The following is a 14,119-nucleotide window of genomic DNA, read 5'->3' on the forward strand; positions in this document are numbered from 1 at the left end:
TTGCGGCGGATTATCTATCCTGAGTTAAAAATTGCGCAAGTGATGTTTATTTGAGCAATCTTCGCAATCCTCTGCCGGTGCTCCGGGCCTATTCTTATCACCAGAATCACTGCTCGGACAAACAGTCCAGTGCGGCTCGCCCAATCAGGCCAGCTGCGGTCGCCACCCCCACAGGGGATGTGTCGGCCCCCGAGCTACACACTGTCCAGAAGACGGCGTGAGGTGAGCCGACGTCATAAGCGTCGAGCACGGACGAAGTTCTCAAAGGGAGGCCGACGGGTCTCCCTTTTTTCTTGCCCGGAATTTATGGGCGACCCTCAATAAATAAGTTGCGTGACTGATAACCTGTTGCAGAACCGGCCTGTGCTTTCCCAGTCTTACGTACAGGCCCTAACCCGCAGTGAGGAAAAGCATGAAGTCGCGCATCTGGCGTTTGGCCGGTGTTGGTTTGCTATGTGTGAGTGTCACTGCGCAATCGCTGGCCGATGAGCCGCAAATCCGTGGGCCTGATGGCGACCAACGCGGGCCGGATCATCAGGGCAAAGGTCAGGGTCATGACGGTAACAATCAGCCACGCCAGCAGAACAACGAAATCATTCGTGGCGACAACAGCCGTCAGTTCGAGCTCCACGACCAGAATCAGGGCGGCGAGCGTCAGAACCGTCAGTCGCACGATCCCAATGTTCAGGGCCTGCCGCCGCAACAACCCAGTAACAATCTGCCAATTCAGGGCCGGCCCGACACCGTGCGCCAGACCCAGGAACCCCGGCGTGGCTACTATCAGGACGAGCAGCCGCGCAACTATGACAACCAGCACTGGCAGACTGGCGGTCAGGGCTCCCGTCATGATGATCGTCGCTGGCCCGGTCGCCCGGATGGGCACGGCAATGGCTGGGGCCCCGGCCCGCAGTATCGTCCGGGGTACGTGATCGACCGCTTCCCGGAGCGCAACTACCGCGTGCCGTATCGTGGCCAGGATTATTTCTATTCCGGTGGTTATTGGTATCGTCCGCAAGGCCCGCGTTACGTGGTGGTTCAGCCGCCTCGCGGGATTCGGGTCAGCTATTTGCCCGATTACGCGCGTGAAGTGTGGATCGGCGGTGCGCTGTTGTTCCTGGCGGCCGGCGCGTATTACGCCTATCAAGAGAGCACTCGGGATTACGTCGTGGTCGAACCACCGATGCAGCCGCAACCGGTGAGCAGTGGTTATGACGTGGTGGCGTATCCGGCCAACGGCCAGTCGCCGGAGGAGGTCAGTCGGGACGGTTACGAGTGTTATCGCTGGGCCGTGGAGCAGAGCGGTTTCGATCCGCGTGCCGTCACCTATCAACCGGATCCGTCGGTGGTGCAAGCCTACCGACAGGCCCAGGGCAACTGCCTGAGCAGTCGCGGTTATCAGGTTCAGTAGCAGCTGCAAGCTATAAGCCTCAAGCCTCAAGCCTGGAGCTTAAAGCTTGTCGCTTGAAGCTGCTTTCATAGGGTCGGCGTGCACCAGCACTTCGGCTCGCGGGTAGGCTGTATGAATCGCATCGGCGGCTTGATCGCTGATGCCGTGGGCGACTGACAGAGTCAGCTCCCCCGGCAATTCCAGATGCAATTGCACAAACCACTGGTTGCCGGAGATGCGTGTGCGCAGGTCGTGGGCGCCCAAAACACCCGGCACGCTGCAGGCCAGCTCAAGCATGTGCTGGCTGACATCCGGCGGCAGCTCTTCATCCATCAGCACCGCAAAGCTTTCCCGGGCGATATGAATGGCGCTCCAGAGAATGTAGGCGGCGATCCCCAATCCAAACCAGGGGTCGACTTGATGCCAGCCAAACCCGGCCAGCACCAGCGCCACCAGAATGCTGCCGTTGAGCAGCAGGTCTGAGCGGTAATGCAGGGAGTCGGCACTCACCGCGTTGGAACCGGTAGCCTTGATCACCCGATGCTGCAGCATCAGCAGGGCCACGGTCAGGGCGAGGGAAAACACAATCACCCCGATGCTGAGCCACGCGGCGCTTACCGGCTCCGGATGCTTCAATCGCTCGATCGCCTGCAAGGCAATCAGCACCGCACTGCCGCCAATGAACAGCGCCTGAGCCATGCCCGCCAATGATTCGGCCTTGCCGTGCCCGTAACGATGATCGTCGTCGGCCGGGCGCAAGGCGTAATGCACAGCCAGCAGATTGAGCAGCGAGCTGACGCCATCGAGTGCCGAGTCGGTCAGCCCGGCGAGCATGCTCACCGAACCGCTCAGCCACCAGGCGATGGCTTTGGCGACGATCAAGATGCACGCCACCGCCACCGAGGCGCGCGTCGCCAGCCGTAGCAGGCGGGCGTGTTCGGTACTGCTGGTCATAAGTGCGGCTTTTCCTTTTTGGTGCACCGATTACGCGGCCGGTTGCAGGCCGAACATGGCCAGTTGTTGGGTGCTGCCCTTGTGCTGGATCAGACGTGGATCGTCCAGCGGGAAGCTGCGGCCCAACTCGGTTTCGAGAATAGTCTGCAACTTGTGGTTATCGACCTTGCCGTCGGCACCGATGGCTTCCTTGAGTTTTTCCGGAGCCACCTGGGCGGTTCGGCCGGGCTCGTAGTAAATGGCGCCAGTGGCAAAGTCCACCGCAAAGGCAATCAGCCCCGGAATGATATAAAACAGCAGGCCCACGGCATCCAGCGCGACGATGACCGGGTCGATCTTGCCATCGATCTGACCGCGACGATCGGGGTAGAAAATCGTGCCGCAGGCGGTCACCTGGGTCAGCAAAGTCGCGACCAATACACCGCCGATCAAGCGAAAGGGAGCACGCATTTGAAATCTCCTGGGTTATCTGGAAACGAAGCATCGTCGATATGAATTAGGACCGCGCCGAACGCCGTTATACTCGGCCCTCTGTTTGGGAGCCAGCATGATTTCTTTGCCGATTGATGAAGTTTTACCCGCCCTGCGTGAAGCCCTCGCTACACGCCACGAAGCCGTGCTCGAAGCACCGCCCGGCGCCGGTAAAACCACCCGCGTGCCCTTGGCCTTGCTCAACGAGCCATGGCTGGCCGGGCAGACCATTCTGATGCTTGAACCGCGCCGCTTGGCCGCGCGGGCGGCGGCGGAGCGGTTGGCCAGTGAGCTGGGTGAGAAGGTTGGCGAAACCGTTGGCTACCGCATTCGTCTCGACAGCAAAGTCGGCCCCAATACCCGCATCGAAGTGGTCACCGAAGGCATTCTCACCCGGCGCTTGCAGGATGATCCGGCGCTGGAAGGCGTGGGTTTGCTGATTTTCGATGAGTTCCACGAACGCAGCCTCGACGCCGACCTGGCGTTGGCCCTGAGCCTCAATGGCCGCGAGCTGTTTCGCGAAGATCAACCGCTGAAAATTCTATTGATGTCGGCAACCCTGGAAGGTGAACGCCTGGCCGGGTTGCTCGATGATGCGCCAATCCTGCGCAGCGAAGGTCGCATGTACCCGGTGACGATGCGTTGGGGGCGACCGTTTCAGCCTGGTGAATTTATCGAGCCAAGGGTGGTGCAGACCATTCTCGACGCGCTGAACGATGAGACCGGCAGCCTGCTGGTGTTCCTGCCGGGGCAGGCGGAAATTCGTCGGGTGCATCAACAACTCGCCGATGCGCTGGGCGATAGCACACAGGTTCTGCTCTGCCCGTTGCATGGCGAACTGGATCTGACGGCGCAGCGTGCGGCGATCGATCCGGCGCCCGCCGGCAAACGCAAAGTGGTGCTGGCGACCAACATCGCCGAGACCAGCCTGACCATCAACGGAGTGCGCGTGGTGATCGATGCCGGGCTGGCGCGAGTGCCGCGTTTCGATCCCGGCAGCGGCATGACTCGCCTGGATACTCAGCGCATTTCCAAAGCCAGCGCCACGCAGCGCGCAGGTCGGGCAGGGCGTTTGGAGCCCGGCGTGTGTTATCGCCTGTGGTCGCAGGATCAGCATGAACAACTGGCGGCTTACGCCAGTGCGGAAATTCTCTCGGCGGACCTTGCCGGGCTGGCCTTGCAACTGGGTCGTTGGGGCGTGACGCCGGGTCAGTTGGTTTGGCTCGATGTCCCGCCCGCAGCAGCTTATGCACAGGCTCAGGATCTGCTTGGACGTTTGGGCGCGCTGGAGGGCGAGGCGCTGACCCGTCACGGTCAGGCCATGGCTGAATTGCCAGCCCATCCACGGATTGCTCATTTGCTGTTGCGTGGTCAGGCGCTCGGCTTGGCTGACATGGCCTGCGATGTCGCGGCACTGCTCGGTGAACGGGATATTTTGCGTGGTGCTGGCGCGGATCTGCACAGTCGACTGGTGCTGCTGTCCGGCGAAGAGCGGGCTGCCCGCAGTGCGCAGGGCGGCGTTCAGCGTGCTCGGCAACTGGCGCGGCAGTATCGCGGTTACCTGCGTGGCAAGGCTTCGGAACCGGTCGGCGATCCGGATCATCCTCGCTGGCTTGGCGCGTTGCTGGCGTTGGCCTATCCCGATCGGGTTGCCCAACAGCGGCGGGCCGGTGGCGCTGAATATCGACTGGCCAACGGTCGTGCGGCGTTATTCGCCGAGGCAGACAGCCTGATGAAGCAACCGTGGCTGGTGATCGCTGATCTGGGTAGTCGCCAGGGCCAGCGTGAAGAACGGATTTATCTGGCGACGGATTTTGATCCGGCGTTGTTCGATTCGGTGTTGGCCGAGCAGGTGCGTTGCGTCGATCAACTGGATTGGGATGAGCGCGAAGGCGTGCTGCGGGCCGAGCGTCAGCGCAAGGTCGGCGAATTGATCCTCAGCCGCGAACCGCTGACCGGGCTCGATGAAAGCGCTCGCAGTCAGGCGTTGGTGAATCTGGTGCGGCGTAAAGGCCTGGAGCTGTTGCCCTGGACGCCAGAGCTGCGTCAGTGGCAGGCGCGGGTGGCGTTGTTGCGTCAATTGGATCTCGGCAGTAAGGAGCAGAGTGAATGGCCGGATGTCAGCGATGCTGCATTGCTCAAAAGCCTCGAGCATTGGCTGATGCCGTATCTGGGCAAGGTCTCGCGACTTAGTCACTTCGCCAATCTGGACTTGTCGAGCATCGTTCATAATTTGTTGCCGTGGCCGCTGCCGCAACGGCTCGAAGAGCTGGCACCGCATCATTTGAGCGTGCCGTCGGGTTCGTCGATTCGTCTGGATTACAGCGAGCAGCCGCCGATTCTGGCGGTGCGTTTGCAGGAGCTGTTCGGTTTGGCCGAGACGCCGCGCATTGCCGGTGGCCGGCAGGTGGTCAAGCTTCATCTGCTGTCCCCGGCGCGCCGGCCGGTGCAGGTGACGCAGGACCTGGCGAACTTCTGGCGCAGCACCTACGCCGAGGTGAAGAAGGATTTGAAGGGGCGTTATCCGAAACACTACTGGCCGGATGATCCTCTGGTGGCTGAGGCGACGGCGCGGATCAAACCCCGAAAATAATCTTCCTCAGACAACGAAGGATCCTGTGGGAGCTGGCTTGCCTGCGATGACGTCGTCACATTCAACATCTATGTTGCCTGACACACTGCTATCGCGGGCAAGCCCGCTCCCACAGGTTTTGCATTTGCCTGACGTCATGCGCTAAGGCGCGGCCGGCAACAGAAACCGCGCAATCACCGGCAAGTGATCGGAAATCCGCAACGTATCGTCCTGCCGCACCCGCGCCTCGACCCGTTTGAGGTGCGGGCTGTAAAACAGGTAGTCGACGGTCCGGTCCGGGCCGTTCAAGCCTGGGTCATTCGGGTAATGGGTCAACCATTGTGCCCGATCGATACCGCTGGCTTCGTTGTTGGTGGGGATCATCGGGTATTTGTCCCACAGCATATGCAGCGCGCTGTCGGCGGAGTAGGGCGTGCGTTGCTCGGAGGGCAGGCGTCGATACTGGCCCAACGGCAACAGGTTGAAATCGCCGCCGACCAACCACGGCGTGCCGCGGCTTTCGTACTTGTCGAGGACCTTGGCCACGGCTGTCACCTGGCGTTGCAAGGTTTCGTCGAGCGGGGGCGTGGCACGTTCCAGATGGGTATTGAACACGGCCATTTGGCCGCCATTACTCAATGGCAGGTGAGTGACCAGCAAGGCGTTTTTCGGCTTGAACTGACGGCTGATGAAATTGGCCGGTGCGACCGGTAATTGCAGGCGTTCGGCGTGTTCGATCTGGTAGCGGCTCAGGGTTGCCAATTGCCGGCCAACGCTGCCGTAGATGGGCGGTTCAGGCACGAAGTCGGCTTTCCAGTCGAAGGCCTGCGCACTGCACGGGTACAGATCGGTGACTCGATCCTGCAGCAATTTGAACTGGTTCTGGTAGTCGCTGGCCTTGGCACCGTCATCGAGTTCCTGCAACAGCACGATGTCCGGTTGCTCGTCGCGAATCACCCGCGCCACTTCGTCGAGGCTGAAGGCCATGTCTTCAGGCGTAGGGCTCTCGTCGTTTCCTGCAGCCAGATCGTTCCAGAAAACGTAGCGCTTGCCTGCCAGGTACTGGACGTTCCAGGTCATCACCTTCAGCGCCTGGCCGGGCACCAGCGTCGGCGCCTGGGCGCTGCAACTGACCGGCAGCGCTTCCTTGGCTTCGGGGCGCCAGGTGAGGCTGTAGATCATCAATGCAATCAGGCCAATGGCAATCAGCACGCACAGCAGGGTGTAGCGCAGTAGACGGGTCATGGCTCGGCTTATAGCGTTACAAAAGATGGACCCGAGCATAACCGAGCGCAAACGGCATGCCCATCAGTTAGCCGCGACACATCGTTCTTCAGAGCGCCCCGTCAACCTTCTCGGGCGCATCGCTAATCAGCATGAACAAACGGAACACCACGACGCTGGTGAACAGTTGCAGGAAGCTGTGCGCGCTGTCGATCAGCAGCGAGATCACCGGGTTCTGCGGGTCAGGGTAAACCGCCAGTGTCGCACCCTTGAGCACCCATAACGGCCCCATCACGCACAGAATGCACACCAGAATGCGCAGGAAATTCCCGCGGGTCAGGCGCAGGCTTTCCTTCATCGCTGCCAGCGGTGCCAAGCCGCGCAGCACCAGCAGGTACTCGCCGAACGCCAGTGTCACCATCAACCAGATCCCTGGCAGGAAATACAGCGACAGGCCGATCAGAATCAGCAGGGTATTGAGAGCGGTCAACAGGGCGAAACGCGGCCACAGGGTCGCGGAGGTCGCCAGCAAGTCGCGGGTGCGCGGCGTTTCGCCACGGCTGCGGGCATCGAGAAACAGGATCAGCGCGGCGGTGTATAGCGGATACACCAGCAGGCCGACCAATACACTGATGCCGGGGAAACTGCCCGGCTCGGTGGAGTGGTCGACCACCTGTTGCAGCAGCGCCTCGACAATCACCAGCGGCAGGCACAGCTGCACGATCTGGCGCAGATTGCGCTTGAAGAAATACAGAGAGTCACGCAGTACATCGAACGGATTCATCAGTCGGTATCGCAGGTCGAAAGCAGGTGCCTCACTTTAACCGATGAACCCCTTTGGGGCGCAAACGTAAACGTTCGGTAAAGGTCATTGAAACATCCTGTATCAGCCCCATTACTGGTGAGCACCTTATCCACCGTGGATAAGGGCGACGATATTCCCGGCAATCTATGAGGTCGCCATGAACAGCGAAGAACAAACCCTGATCGATGGACTGTTTTCCCGGCTGCAACAGGCCGAAACGGATTCAGCCCCGCGCGACGCCCAGGCCGAAGCGCGGATCAAGGAACACCTGACTCGCCAGCCCGCGGCGGGCTATTTCATGACCCAGGCGATTCTGGTGCAAGAGGCAGCCATCAAGAGCCTCGACGAACAGAACAAGCAACTCACTCAACAAATCCAGCAATTGCAGGCTGAACTGCAATCGGCCAAGGCTCAGACGGCGGCGCCGGCACCGAGCAGCGGTGGCTTTTTGTCGAGCATCTTCGGTGGCGCTTCCCGTGATCCACAGCCTGCTCCGACTCAAAGCGCAGCCCCGTCGAATGGCGGCTGGCGTGAACCGGGGCGGCCGTCATTCAACTCGCAGCCGCCACAGCAAAACTTCGGAGCGCCGCCCCAGCAAAACTACGCACCACAACAGCCTGCCGGCAGCAGTTTCCTCGGTGGCGCGTTGAAAACGGCAGCGGGCGTGGCCGGTGGCGTCATGCTGGCGCAAGGCATCAGTAGCCTGTTCCAGCACAATCAGCAGCCGGAAGTGGTTGAAGTCATCAAGGAGGAGCCGGCTCAGGTCAACGATCAGAGCGACAGCGGCAATGGCTGGGGCGACGATCAGCGTGTGGCTGATAATTCCAGCGATCAAGGCGGATACGCCGACGCCGACTATAGCGATGACAGCTCATCGTTCTTCGGTGGCGACGACGATTCCTTCGTCTGACACATCTGTGGCGAGGGAGCTTGCTCCCTCACCACATGGCCGATTATTCGCGGAACAATCCTTTGGGCTGGCATACTGGGCAACTTTTCGGGCCCTGGTGCCTGATCCTGCCCGCGCTTCGGCACGCCAAAGAGGATGTACGGTGAAAAAAATCGCAGTGTTCGCCGATGTCCAGAACCTCTATTACACCGTGCGTCAGGCTTATGGTTGCCACTTCAACTACGCCGCGCTGTGGGCTGACGTCAGTAAAGAAGGGCAGATCGTCGAGGCCTATGCCTATGCGATCGATCGTGGCGACAGCAAGCAGCAGCAGTTTCAGCAGATCCTGCGCAATCTCGGCTTCATCGTGAAGCTCAAGCCCTACATCCAGCGCAGCGACGGTTCGGCCAAAGGCGACTGGGACGTGGGCATCACCCTCGACATCATGGACGCCGCCGATCATGTCGACGAAGTGGTGCTGGCTTCTGGCGACGGTGATTTCGACATGCTGCTGGAACGCATCATCGCTAAGCACGGCGTGCAAGCGGTGGCCTATGGCGTGCCCGGTCTCACCGCCAACTCGCTGATCCGCGCTGCCAGCCGTTACGTGCCGATCGAAGGCGCGTTGCTGCTCAAGAATTGATTTTTACGGAGTTGAAACAGGTTTGGAACGCATAGCAGTCATCGACTTTGAAACCACCGGACTCTCCCCGAGCAGCAGCTGCCGGGCCACGGAAATTGCCGTGGTGATTCTTGAACAGGGGCGCATTGTCGAGCGTTACCAAAGCCTGATGAACGCTGGCGTGCGGGTGCCGGCTTTTATTGAGCAACTCACCGGCATCAGCAACGCCATGCTGCGTACCGCGCCTTCGGCCGAGCAGGTGATGAACGAGGTCAACGAATTCGTTGGCATCACGCCGCTGCTGGCGCACAACGCTGCGTTCGACCAGAAGTTCTGGGACTACGAACTCGGGCGAATCAAACGCACACGCTTGCAGAACTTTGCCTGCTCGCTGTTACTCGCCCGCCGCCTGATGCCCGCCGCGCCGGACCACAAACTCGGCACCCTCACCACTTTCGCCAGCCTGCCCAATACCGGCAAGGCTCACCGGGCCATGGCCGATGCCGAAATGGCCGCCAACCTGACGGCGCACTTGGCTGAAGAGTTGCGGCGCAAGCATGGGTTGCGCGAGTTGTCGCATGATCTTCTCGTCAGCTTGCAGAAAGTGCCGGCGGCGAAGATCAATGAGCATCTGAAGCGGTATCGCGGGTTCTGAAACGCACCTAACCCCTGTGGGAGCGGGCTTGCCCGCGATGAGGCCGTCACATTCAGCAGCGTTGTTGACTGACAGTCCGCAATCGCGGGCAAGCCCGCTCCCACAGGGACCGTGCGACATCACGATTTACCATTCCCCTCCAACTGCCCCAACGGCACGCGCTTCTCGATGGCGCTCGACAGCACGATCGAGGTCTTGCTGAACCCGAACGTGGCGATCCGGTTGATCAACTCTTCCAGCTCCGGCATCGAGCCCACCGCCGCTTGCATGATCACGCACGGGTCGCCGGTGACGCGATGGCATTCGGTGAGCTGTGGGATTTTGATCAGTTCGTCGTAGGTTTTCTGTTTGCCGTGCTGGTTCAGGCGCAGTTCGATGACGCACTGGATCGGCAGACCGAGTTTTGCCATGTCGACTTTCGCCTGGTAGCCGGTGATCACCCCGCAGGCTTCAAGTTTGGCCACGCGCTCGGCCACCGCCGGAGCGGACAGGTTCACCTTGCGTGCCAGATCGGCGTAGGACGCACGACCGTTTTCCAACAGGGCGCTGAGGAGCATGCGGTCGTATTTGTCCATCGTGGTGTTCCTGAAAAAAGGCTGACTTTCGAAAGCACGGTTTATAGCGCTGAACTCCGTGTTTTGAAAAGTGTACCGGCGCTATAAACAGGTTTTGTAACTTATTTTCCGCTGCTGGCCTTTCTAGAATAGCTGCTCTCTTTGTCTTGTTCTCGAGCTGCCCATGCCTGGCATACGCCGTTTTTCCTTACCGCTGATCGCTGCTTTTTTCGCGCTGTACGTGATTTGGGGGTCGACCTACCTGGTGATTCGAATCGGCGTGCAGTACTGGCCACCGTTGTTGCTCGCCGGTATCCGCTTCGTGATCGCGGGTACGTTGATGTACGCGTTCCTGCGATGGCGCGGGGCACCGGCACCGACGTGGGCGCAATGGAAAGCAGCGGGGATCATCGGGATTCTGCTGCTGACGTGCGGTAATGGCGCGGTGAGTGTGGCCGAGCACACGGGCGTGGCTTCTGGCGTGGCTGCGTTGGCGGTGGCGACGGTGCCGCTGTTTACCTTGCTCTGCGGATATTTCTGGGGCGCGCGTAATACCCGTCTCGAATGGGCCGGGATTGTGCTCGGGCTGATCGGTATCGCCATGCTCAACCTCGGTTCCAATCTGCAATCGAGCCCGTTGGGCGCGGCATTGCTGGTGTTCGCGGCAGCGTCCTGGGCTTTCGGTTCGGTGTGGAGCAAACACTTGCCGTTGCCGCAGGGCGCGATGGCGAGTGCCGTGGAAATGCTGGTGGGCGGCGTGGTGTTGTTGATCGGCAGCGCGGTGAGTGGCGAGCATCTGGAGCAACTGCCGCCGATCGAAGGCTGGGCGGCGCTGGCCTACCTGACCGTTTTCGGTTCGATCATTGCCTTCAACGCCTACATGTACTTGTTGAAACACGTGCGTCCGGCGGCGGCCACCAGTTATGCCTACGTCAACCCGGCGGTGGCGGTGTTGCTGGGTATCGTGTTTGTCGGCGAGACCATTGGTATCGAAGAAGCGTTGGCCATGGCGGTGATCATCAGCGCCGTGGTGCTGATCGGGTTGCCGCAGTGGCGCCGAGGTGCAGATCGACCAGCCGTAGTGGTGCCGACAGAATCCCGCGCGAATTAGGGTAAACTGCGCGCCATTGCATCTTGTTTTGCACACTTGTTTTGAAAAACCCGCGCTGAATTTTCCTACGGTACTCCCATGACTTTCGCCACCCTTGGCCTGATCGAACCCTTGCTGCGCGCTCTCGAGACGCTCGGCTACCAGACCCCTACGCCGGTGCAGACACAAGCGATTCCGGCGGTGCTGGCCGGTCGTGACCTGATGGCAGCAGCCCAGACCGGCACCGGCAAAACAGCCGGTTTCGCCTTGCCGCTCCTGCAATTGCTGGCCATGGAAGGGCCGAAAGTCAGCGCCAACTCCGTGCGCGCACTGATCCTGGTGCCAACCCGCGAGTTGGCCGAACAGGTTCACGAAGCCGTGCGCCAGTACGCCGAGAACCTGCCGTTGAGCACGTACGCGGTGTACGGCGGTGTCAGCATCAACCCGCAAATGATGAAGCTGCGCAAAGGCGTCGACCTGTTGGTGGCGACTCCGGGCCGCTTGCTCGACCTGTTCCGTCAGAACGCGCTCAAGTTCAACCAGTTGCAAACCCTGGTGCTGGACGAAGCCGATCGCATGCTCGATCTGGGCTTTTCCGAGGAGCTTGGGAACATTTACCGCGTATTGCCGAAGAAACGTCAGACGTTGTTGTTCTCTGCCACGTTCTCCGATGCGATCCGCCTGCTGGCCGGGCAAATGCTCAACGACCCGCTGAGCATCGAAGTCAGCCCGCGCAACGTCGCCGCCAACACCGTCAAGCAATGGGTGGTGACGGTGGACAAGAAGCGTAAGCCGGAGCTGTTCATTCACTTGATGCGCAAGGGCAAGTGGAAGCAGGTGCTGGTGTTCGCCAAGACCCGTAACGGCGTAGACGCGTTGGTGGAAAAACTCCAGGGCCTGGGCATCAATGCCGACGGCATTCACGGCGACAAACCTCAGGCGACCCGTCAGCGGGCACTGGATCGTTTCAAGGCCAGTGAAGTGCAGATCCTTGTAGCCACCGATGTGGCAGCGCGTGGCCTGGATATCGAAGATTTGCCATTGGTGGTCAATTTCGACCTGCCGATCGTGGCCGAGGACTACATCCACCGTATCGGTCGCACCGGCCGTGCGGGCGCAACCGGGCAGGCGATTTCGCTGGTGTGTGCTGATGAGGTGAATTTGCTGTCGGCCATCGAGACGTTGACCCGTCAGACGTTGACTCGCCAGATGGAGCAGGATTTCGAGCCTGAGCACCGCGTGCCGGATACTGATGCCAGCGGTCAGGTGGTCAAGAAGCCGAAAAAGCCGAAGAAGCCCAAGACCTCCAGTGGCGGCAAGCGCAATTTGGGCAAGTGGGTCGAGAGCGGTGATGCCTCGGCGCCGGAGCCTTCGATCAAGCCTGTGCGTAAAGTGCCGGTGTTTAACACTGGGCCGCGTAAGCGTAAGCCTTGATCCTCTGAGGATCGTTCCCACGCTCTGCGTGGGAACGCCTCAATGGACGCTCTGCGTCCGCTTGGGTAGGGACGCGGAGCGTCCCGGGCTGCATTCCCACGCAGAGCGTGGGAACGATCAGTGTCGGTGTTTCAACCACTCCACCATCCCCATCCCCGCCGCTCGCCCACTGGCGAAACACGCGGTCAGCAGATAGCCGCCGGTCGGCGCTTCCCAATCGAGCATTTCCCCTGCGCAGAACACGCCAGGTAGTTGCTTGAGCATCAAACGTTCATCCATCGACTCGAACATCACGCCCCCCGCGCTGCTTATGGCCTCGTCCAATGGCCGGGTTTTCACCAGCGTCAGCGGCAATGCCTTGATCGCTTTGGCCAGCAGCGCCGGATCGGTAAAACAGTCGGCCGGTGTCAGCTCTCGCAACAACGCCGCTTTCACGCCATCAAGCCCTAGCTGACTGTGCAGGTGTTTGGCCATGGAACGGGAGCCGCGAGGTTTGCTTAGCGCAGCCTGGATTTTATCCACAGGCTTGCCCGGCAACAGGTCGAGGTGAATGGTTGCCGAGCCGTGTTGATTGATCGCTTCGCGGATCGGTGCCGACAGGGCGTAGATCAAACTGCCTTCAATCCCCGTGGCCGTGATCACACATTCCCCGAGTCGCGGCACGTCGTCATTGAGGCCAATGGCGATGTTTTTCAGCGGGCTGCCTGCGAATTTGCTGACCATCAATTCGCTCCAGGCCTGCACCTCGAAGCCGCAATTGCTCGGTTGCAGCGGCACCAGTCCTACACCGCGCTGTTCCAGCGCCAACATCCAGGCACCGTCCGAACCGAGACGCGACCAACTGCCGCCACCGAGGGCCAACAGGGTCGCGTCGGCTTGAACAGTTTTTTCGCCTTCGGGGCTGTCGATGCGCAAGTCACCGTTGTCATCCCAACCGAGCCAGCGATGGCGGGTGTGGATAACTACGCCGGCATCGCGCAGGCGTTTGAGCCAGGCACGCAACAGGGGCGCGGCTTTCATGTCGGTAGGAAACACCCGGCCGGAGCTGCCGACAAAGGTTTCGATGCCCAGGTCATGAATCCATTGGCACAAGGCGTCGGCGCCGAAGGACCGTAACAGCGGCGCAATCTGCGGTGCCCGTTCGGCATAGCGTGAGAGAAACGCCGGGTAGGCCTCGGAATGGGTGATGTTCATGCCGCCAACCCCGGCGAGGAGGAATTTTCGCCCCACTGAAGGCATGCCGTCGTACAGATCGACTTTGATCCCGGCCTGGCTCAGCACTTCAGCCGCCATCAAACCGGCAGGGCCGCCGCCGATGATGGCGACGTGAGGGGGGAGGGAAGTGGAGGGCTGGGTCATGGAATGCGCTGCGGTTTGGCGGAATGAAGTCGGGCATTCTATCAGCCCCGATCAATGTGGGAGCGGGCTTGCTCGCGAAAGCGGTGGGTCAGTCGACATCAAT

At 60.7% G+C, this 14,119-nt stretch carries 13 protein-coding genes; 7 read left to right on the forward strand and 6 right to left on the reverse strand.

What is annotated here, in order from left to right:
- The first annotated feature begins 412 nt into the window (after window positions 1–412).
- Window positions 413–1,408 (forward strand): DUF6515 family protein, encoded by a 996-nt coding sequence (locus AC1RQB_RS08185; RefSeq protein ID WP_063342434.1) that lies wholly within the window; start codon window positions 413–415, stop codon window positions 1,406–1,408.
- 39 nt (window positions 1,409–1,447) lie between these two features.
- On the opposite strand, the gene AC1RQB_RS08190 is transcribed toward AC1RQB_RS08185, so the two are convergent.
- Window positions 1,448–2,341 (reverse strand): cation diffusion facilitator family transporter, encoded by an 894-nt coding sequence (locus AC1RQB_RS08190; RefSeq protein WP_063342435.1) that lies wholly within the window; start codon window positions 2,339–2,341, stop codon window positions 1,448–1,450.
- Window positions 2,342–2,371: 30 nt separating this feature from the next.
- The gene (locus AC1RQB_RS08195; RefSeq protein ID WP_063342436.1) at window positions 2,372–2,791 is read right to left on the reverse strand and encodes a hypothetical protein; all 420 of its coding nucleotides are present in this window, start codon (window positions 2,789–2,791) and stop codon (window positions 2,372–2,374) included.
- 97 nt (window positions 2,792–2,888) lie between these two features.
- Between AC1RQB_RS08195 and hrpB the strand changes: the two genes are divergently transcribed.
- Window positions 2,889–5,405, forward strand: coding sequence for an ATP-dependent helicase HrpB (gene hrpB / locus AC1RQB_RS08200; RefSeq protein WP_063342437.1), 2,517 nt, complete (start codon window positions 2,889–2,891; stop codon window positions 5,403–5,405).
- 141 nt (window positions 5,406–5,546) lie between these two features.
- Here hrpB and AC1RQB_RS08205 read toward each other — a convergent pair whose 3' ends face one another.
- Together AC1RQB_RS08205 and AC1RQB_RS08210 are read right to left on the reverse strand one after the other, a co-directional pair.
- A complete protein-coding gene (locus AC1RQB_RS08205; protein ID WP_063342438.1) occupies window positions 5,547–6,629 on the reverse strand; it encodes an endonuclease/exonuclease/phosphatase family protein in 1,083 nt (360 codons plus the stop codon).
- 88 nt (window positions 6,630–6,717) lie between these two features.
- Window positions 6,718–7,392, reverse strand: coding sequence for a YciC family protein (locus tag AC1RQB_RS08210; protein ID WP_063342439.1), 675 nt, complete (start codon window positions 7,390–7,392; stop codon window positions 6,718–6,720).
- 178 nt (window positions 7,393–7,570) lie between these two features.
- On the opposite strand from AC1RQB_RS08210, the gene AC1RQB_RS08215 reads away from it, so the two are divergent.
- From AC1RQB_RS08215 to AC1RQB_RS08225, 3 genes are all read left to right on the forward strand, one after another.
- On the forward strand, window positions 7,571–8,323 hold the full coding sequence (locus AC1RQB_RS08215; protein ID WP_063342440.1) for a DUF2076 domain-containing protein: 753 nt from the start codon (window positions 7,571–7,573) through the stop codon (window positions 8,321–8,323).
- Between the two features lie 142 nt (window positions 8,324–8,465).
- Window positions 8,466–8,945: a LabA-like NYN domain-containing protein gene (locus AC1RQB_RS08220; RefSeq protein WP_008070052.1), complete on the forward strand. Its 480-nt coding sequence runs from the start codon at window positions 8,466–8,468 to the stop codon at window positions 8,943–8,945.
- A gap of 22 nt (window positions 8,946–8,967) precedes the next feature.
- Entirely contained in the window at window positions 8,968–9,579 is a 612-nt protein-coding gene (locus tag AC1RQB_RS08225) for a 3'-5' exonuclease (protein WP_007895390.1), read from the forward strand.
- Window positions 9,580–9,698: 119 nt separating this feature from the next.
- On the opposite strand, the gene AC1RQB_RS08230 is transcribed toward AC1RQB_RS08225, so the two are convergent.
- Complete coding sequence (locus AC1RQB_RS08230) at window positions 9,699–10,154, reverse strand: Lrp/AsnC family transcriptional regulator (RefSeq protein ID WP_063342441.1); 456 nt, start codon at window positions 10,152–10,154, stop codon at window positions 9,699–9,701.
- Between the two features lie 163 nt (window positions 10,155–10,317).
- Here AC1RQB_RS08230 and yedA point away from each other — a divergent pair, with 163 nt between their 5' ends.
- On the forward strand, window positions 10,318–11,244 hold the full coding sequence (gene yedA, locus AC1RQB_RS08235; RefSeq protein WP_008012659.1) for a drug/metabolite exporter YedA: 927 nt from the start codon (window positions 10,318–10,320) through the stop codon (window positions 11,242–11,244).
- A gap of 78 nt (window positions 11,245–11,322) precedes the next feature.
- The gene (rhlE1, locus tag AC1RQB_RS08240; RefSeq protein WP_063342442.1) at window positions 11,323–12,657 is read left to right on the forward strand and encodes an RNA helicase RhlE1; all 1,335 of its coding nucleotides are present in this window, start codon (window positions 11,323–11,325) and stop codon (window positions 12,655–12,657) included.
- Window positions 12,658–12,774: 117 nt separating this feature from the next.
- Here the strand turns inward: rhlE1 and AC1RQB_RS08245 are convergent, their stop codons facing one another.
- Window positions 12,775–14,016, reverse strand: a complete 1,242-nt coding sequence (locus AC1RQB_RS08245) for a TIGR03862 family flavoprotein (protein ID WP_207267410.1) — start codon at window positions 14,014–14,016, stop codon at window positions 12,775–12,777.
- Window positions 14,017–14,119 lie beyond the last annotated feature (103 nt).

The sequence above is a fragment of the Pseudomonas sp. GW822-FHT02E03 genome (genome assembly GCF_058802325.1).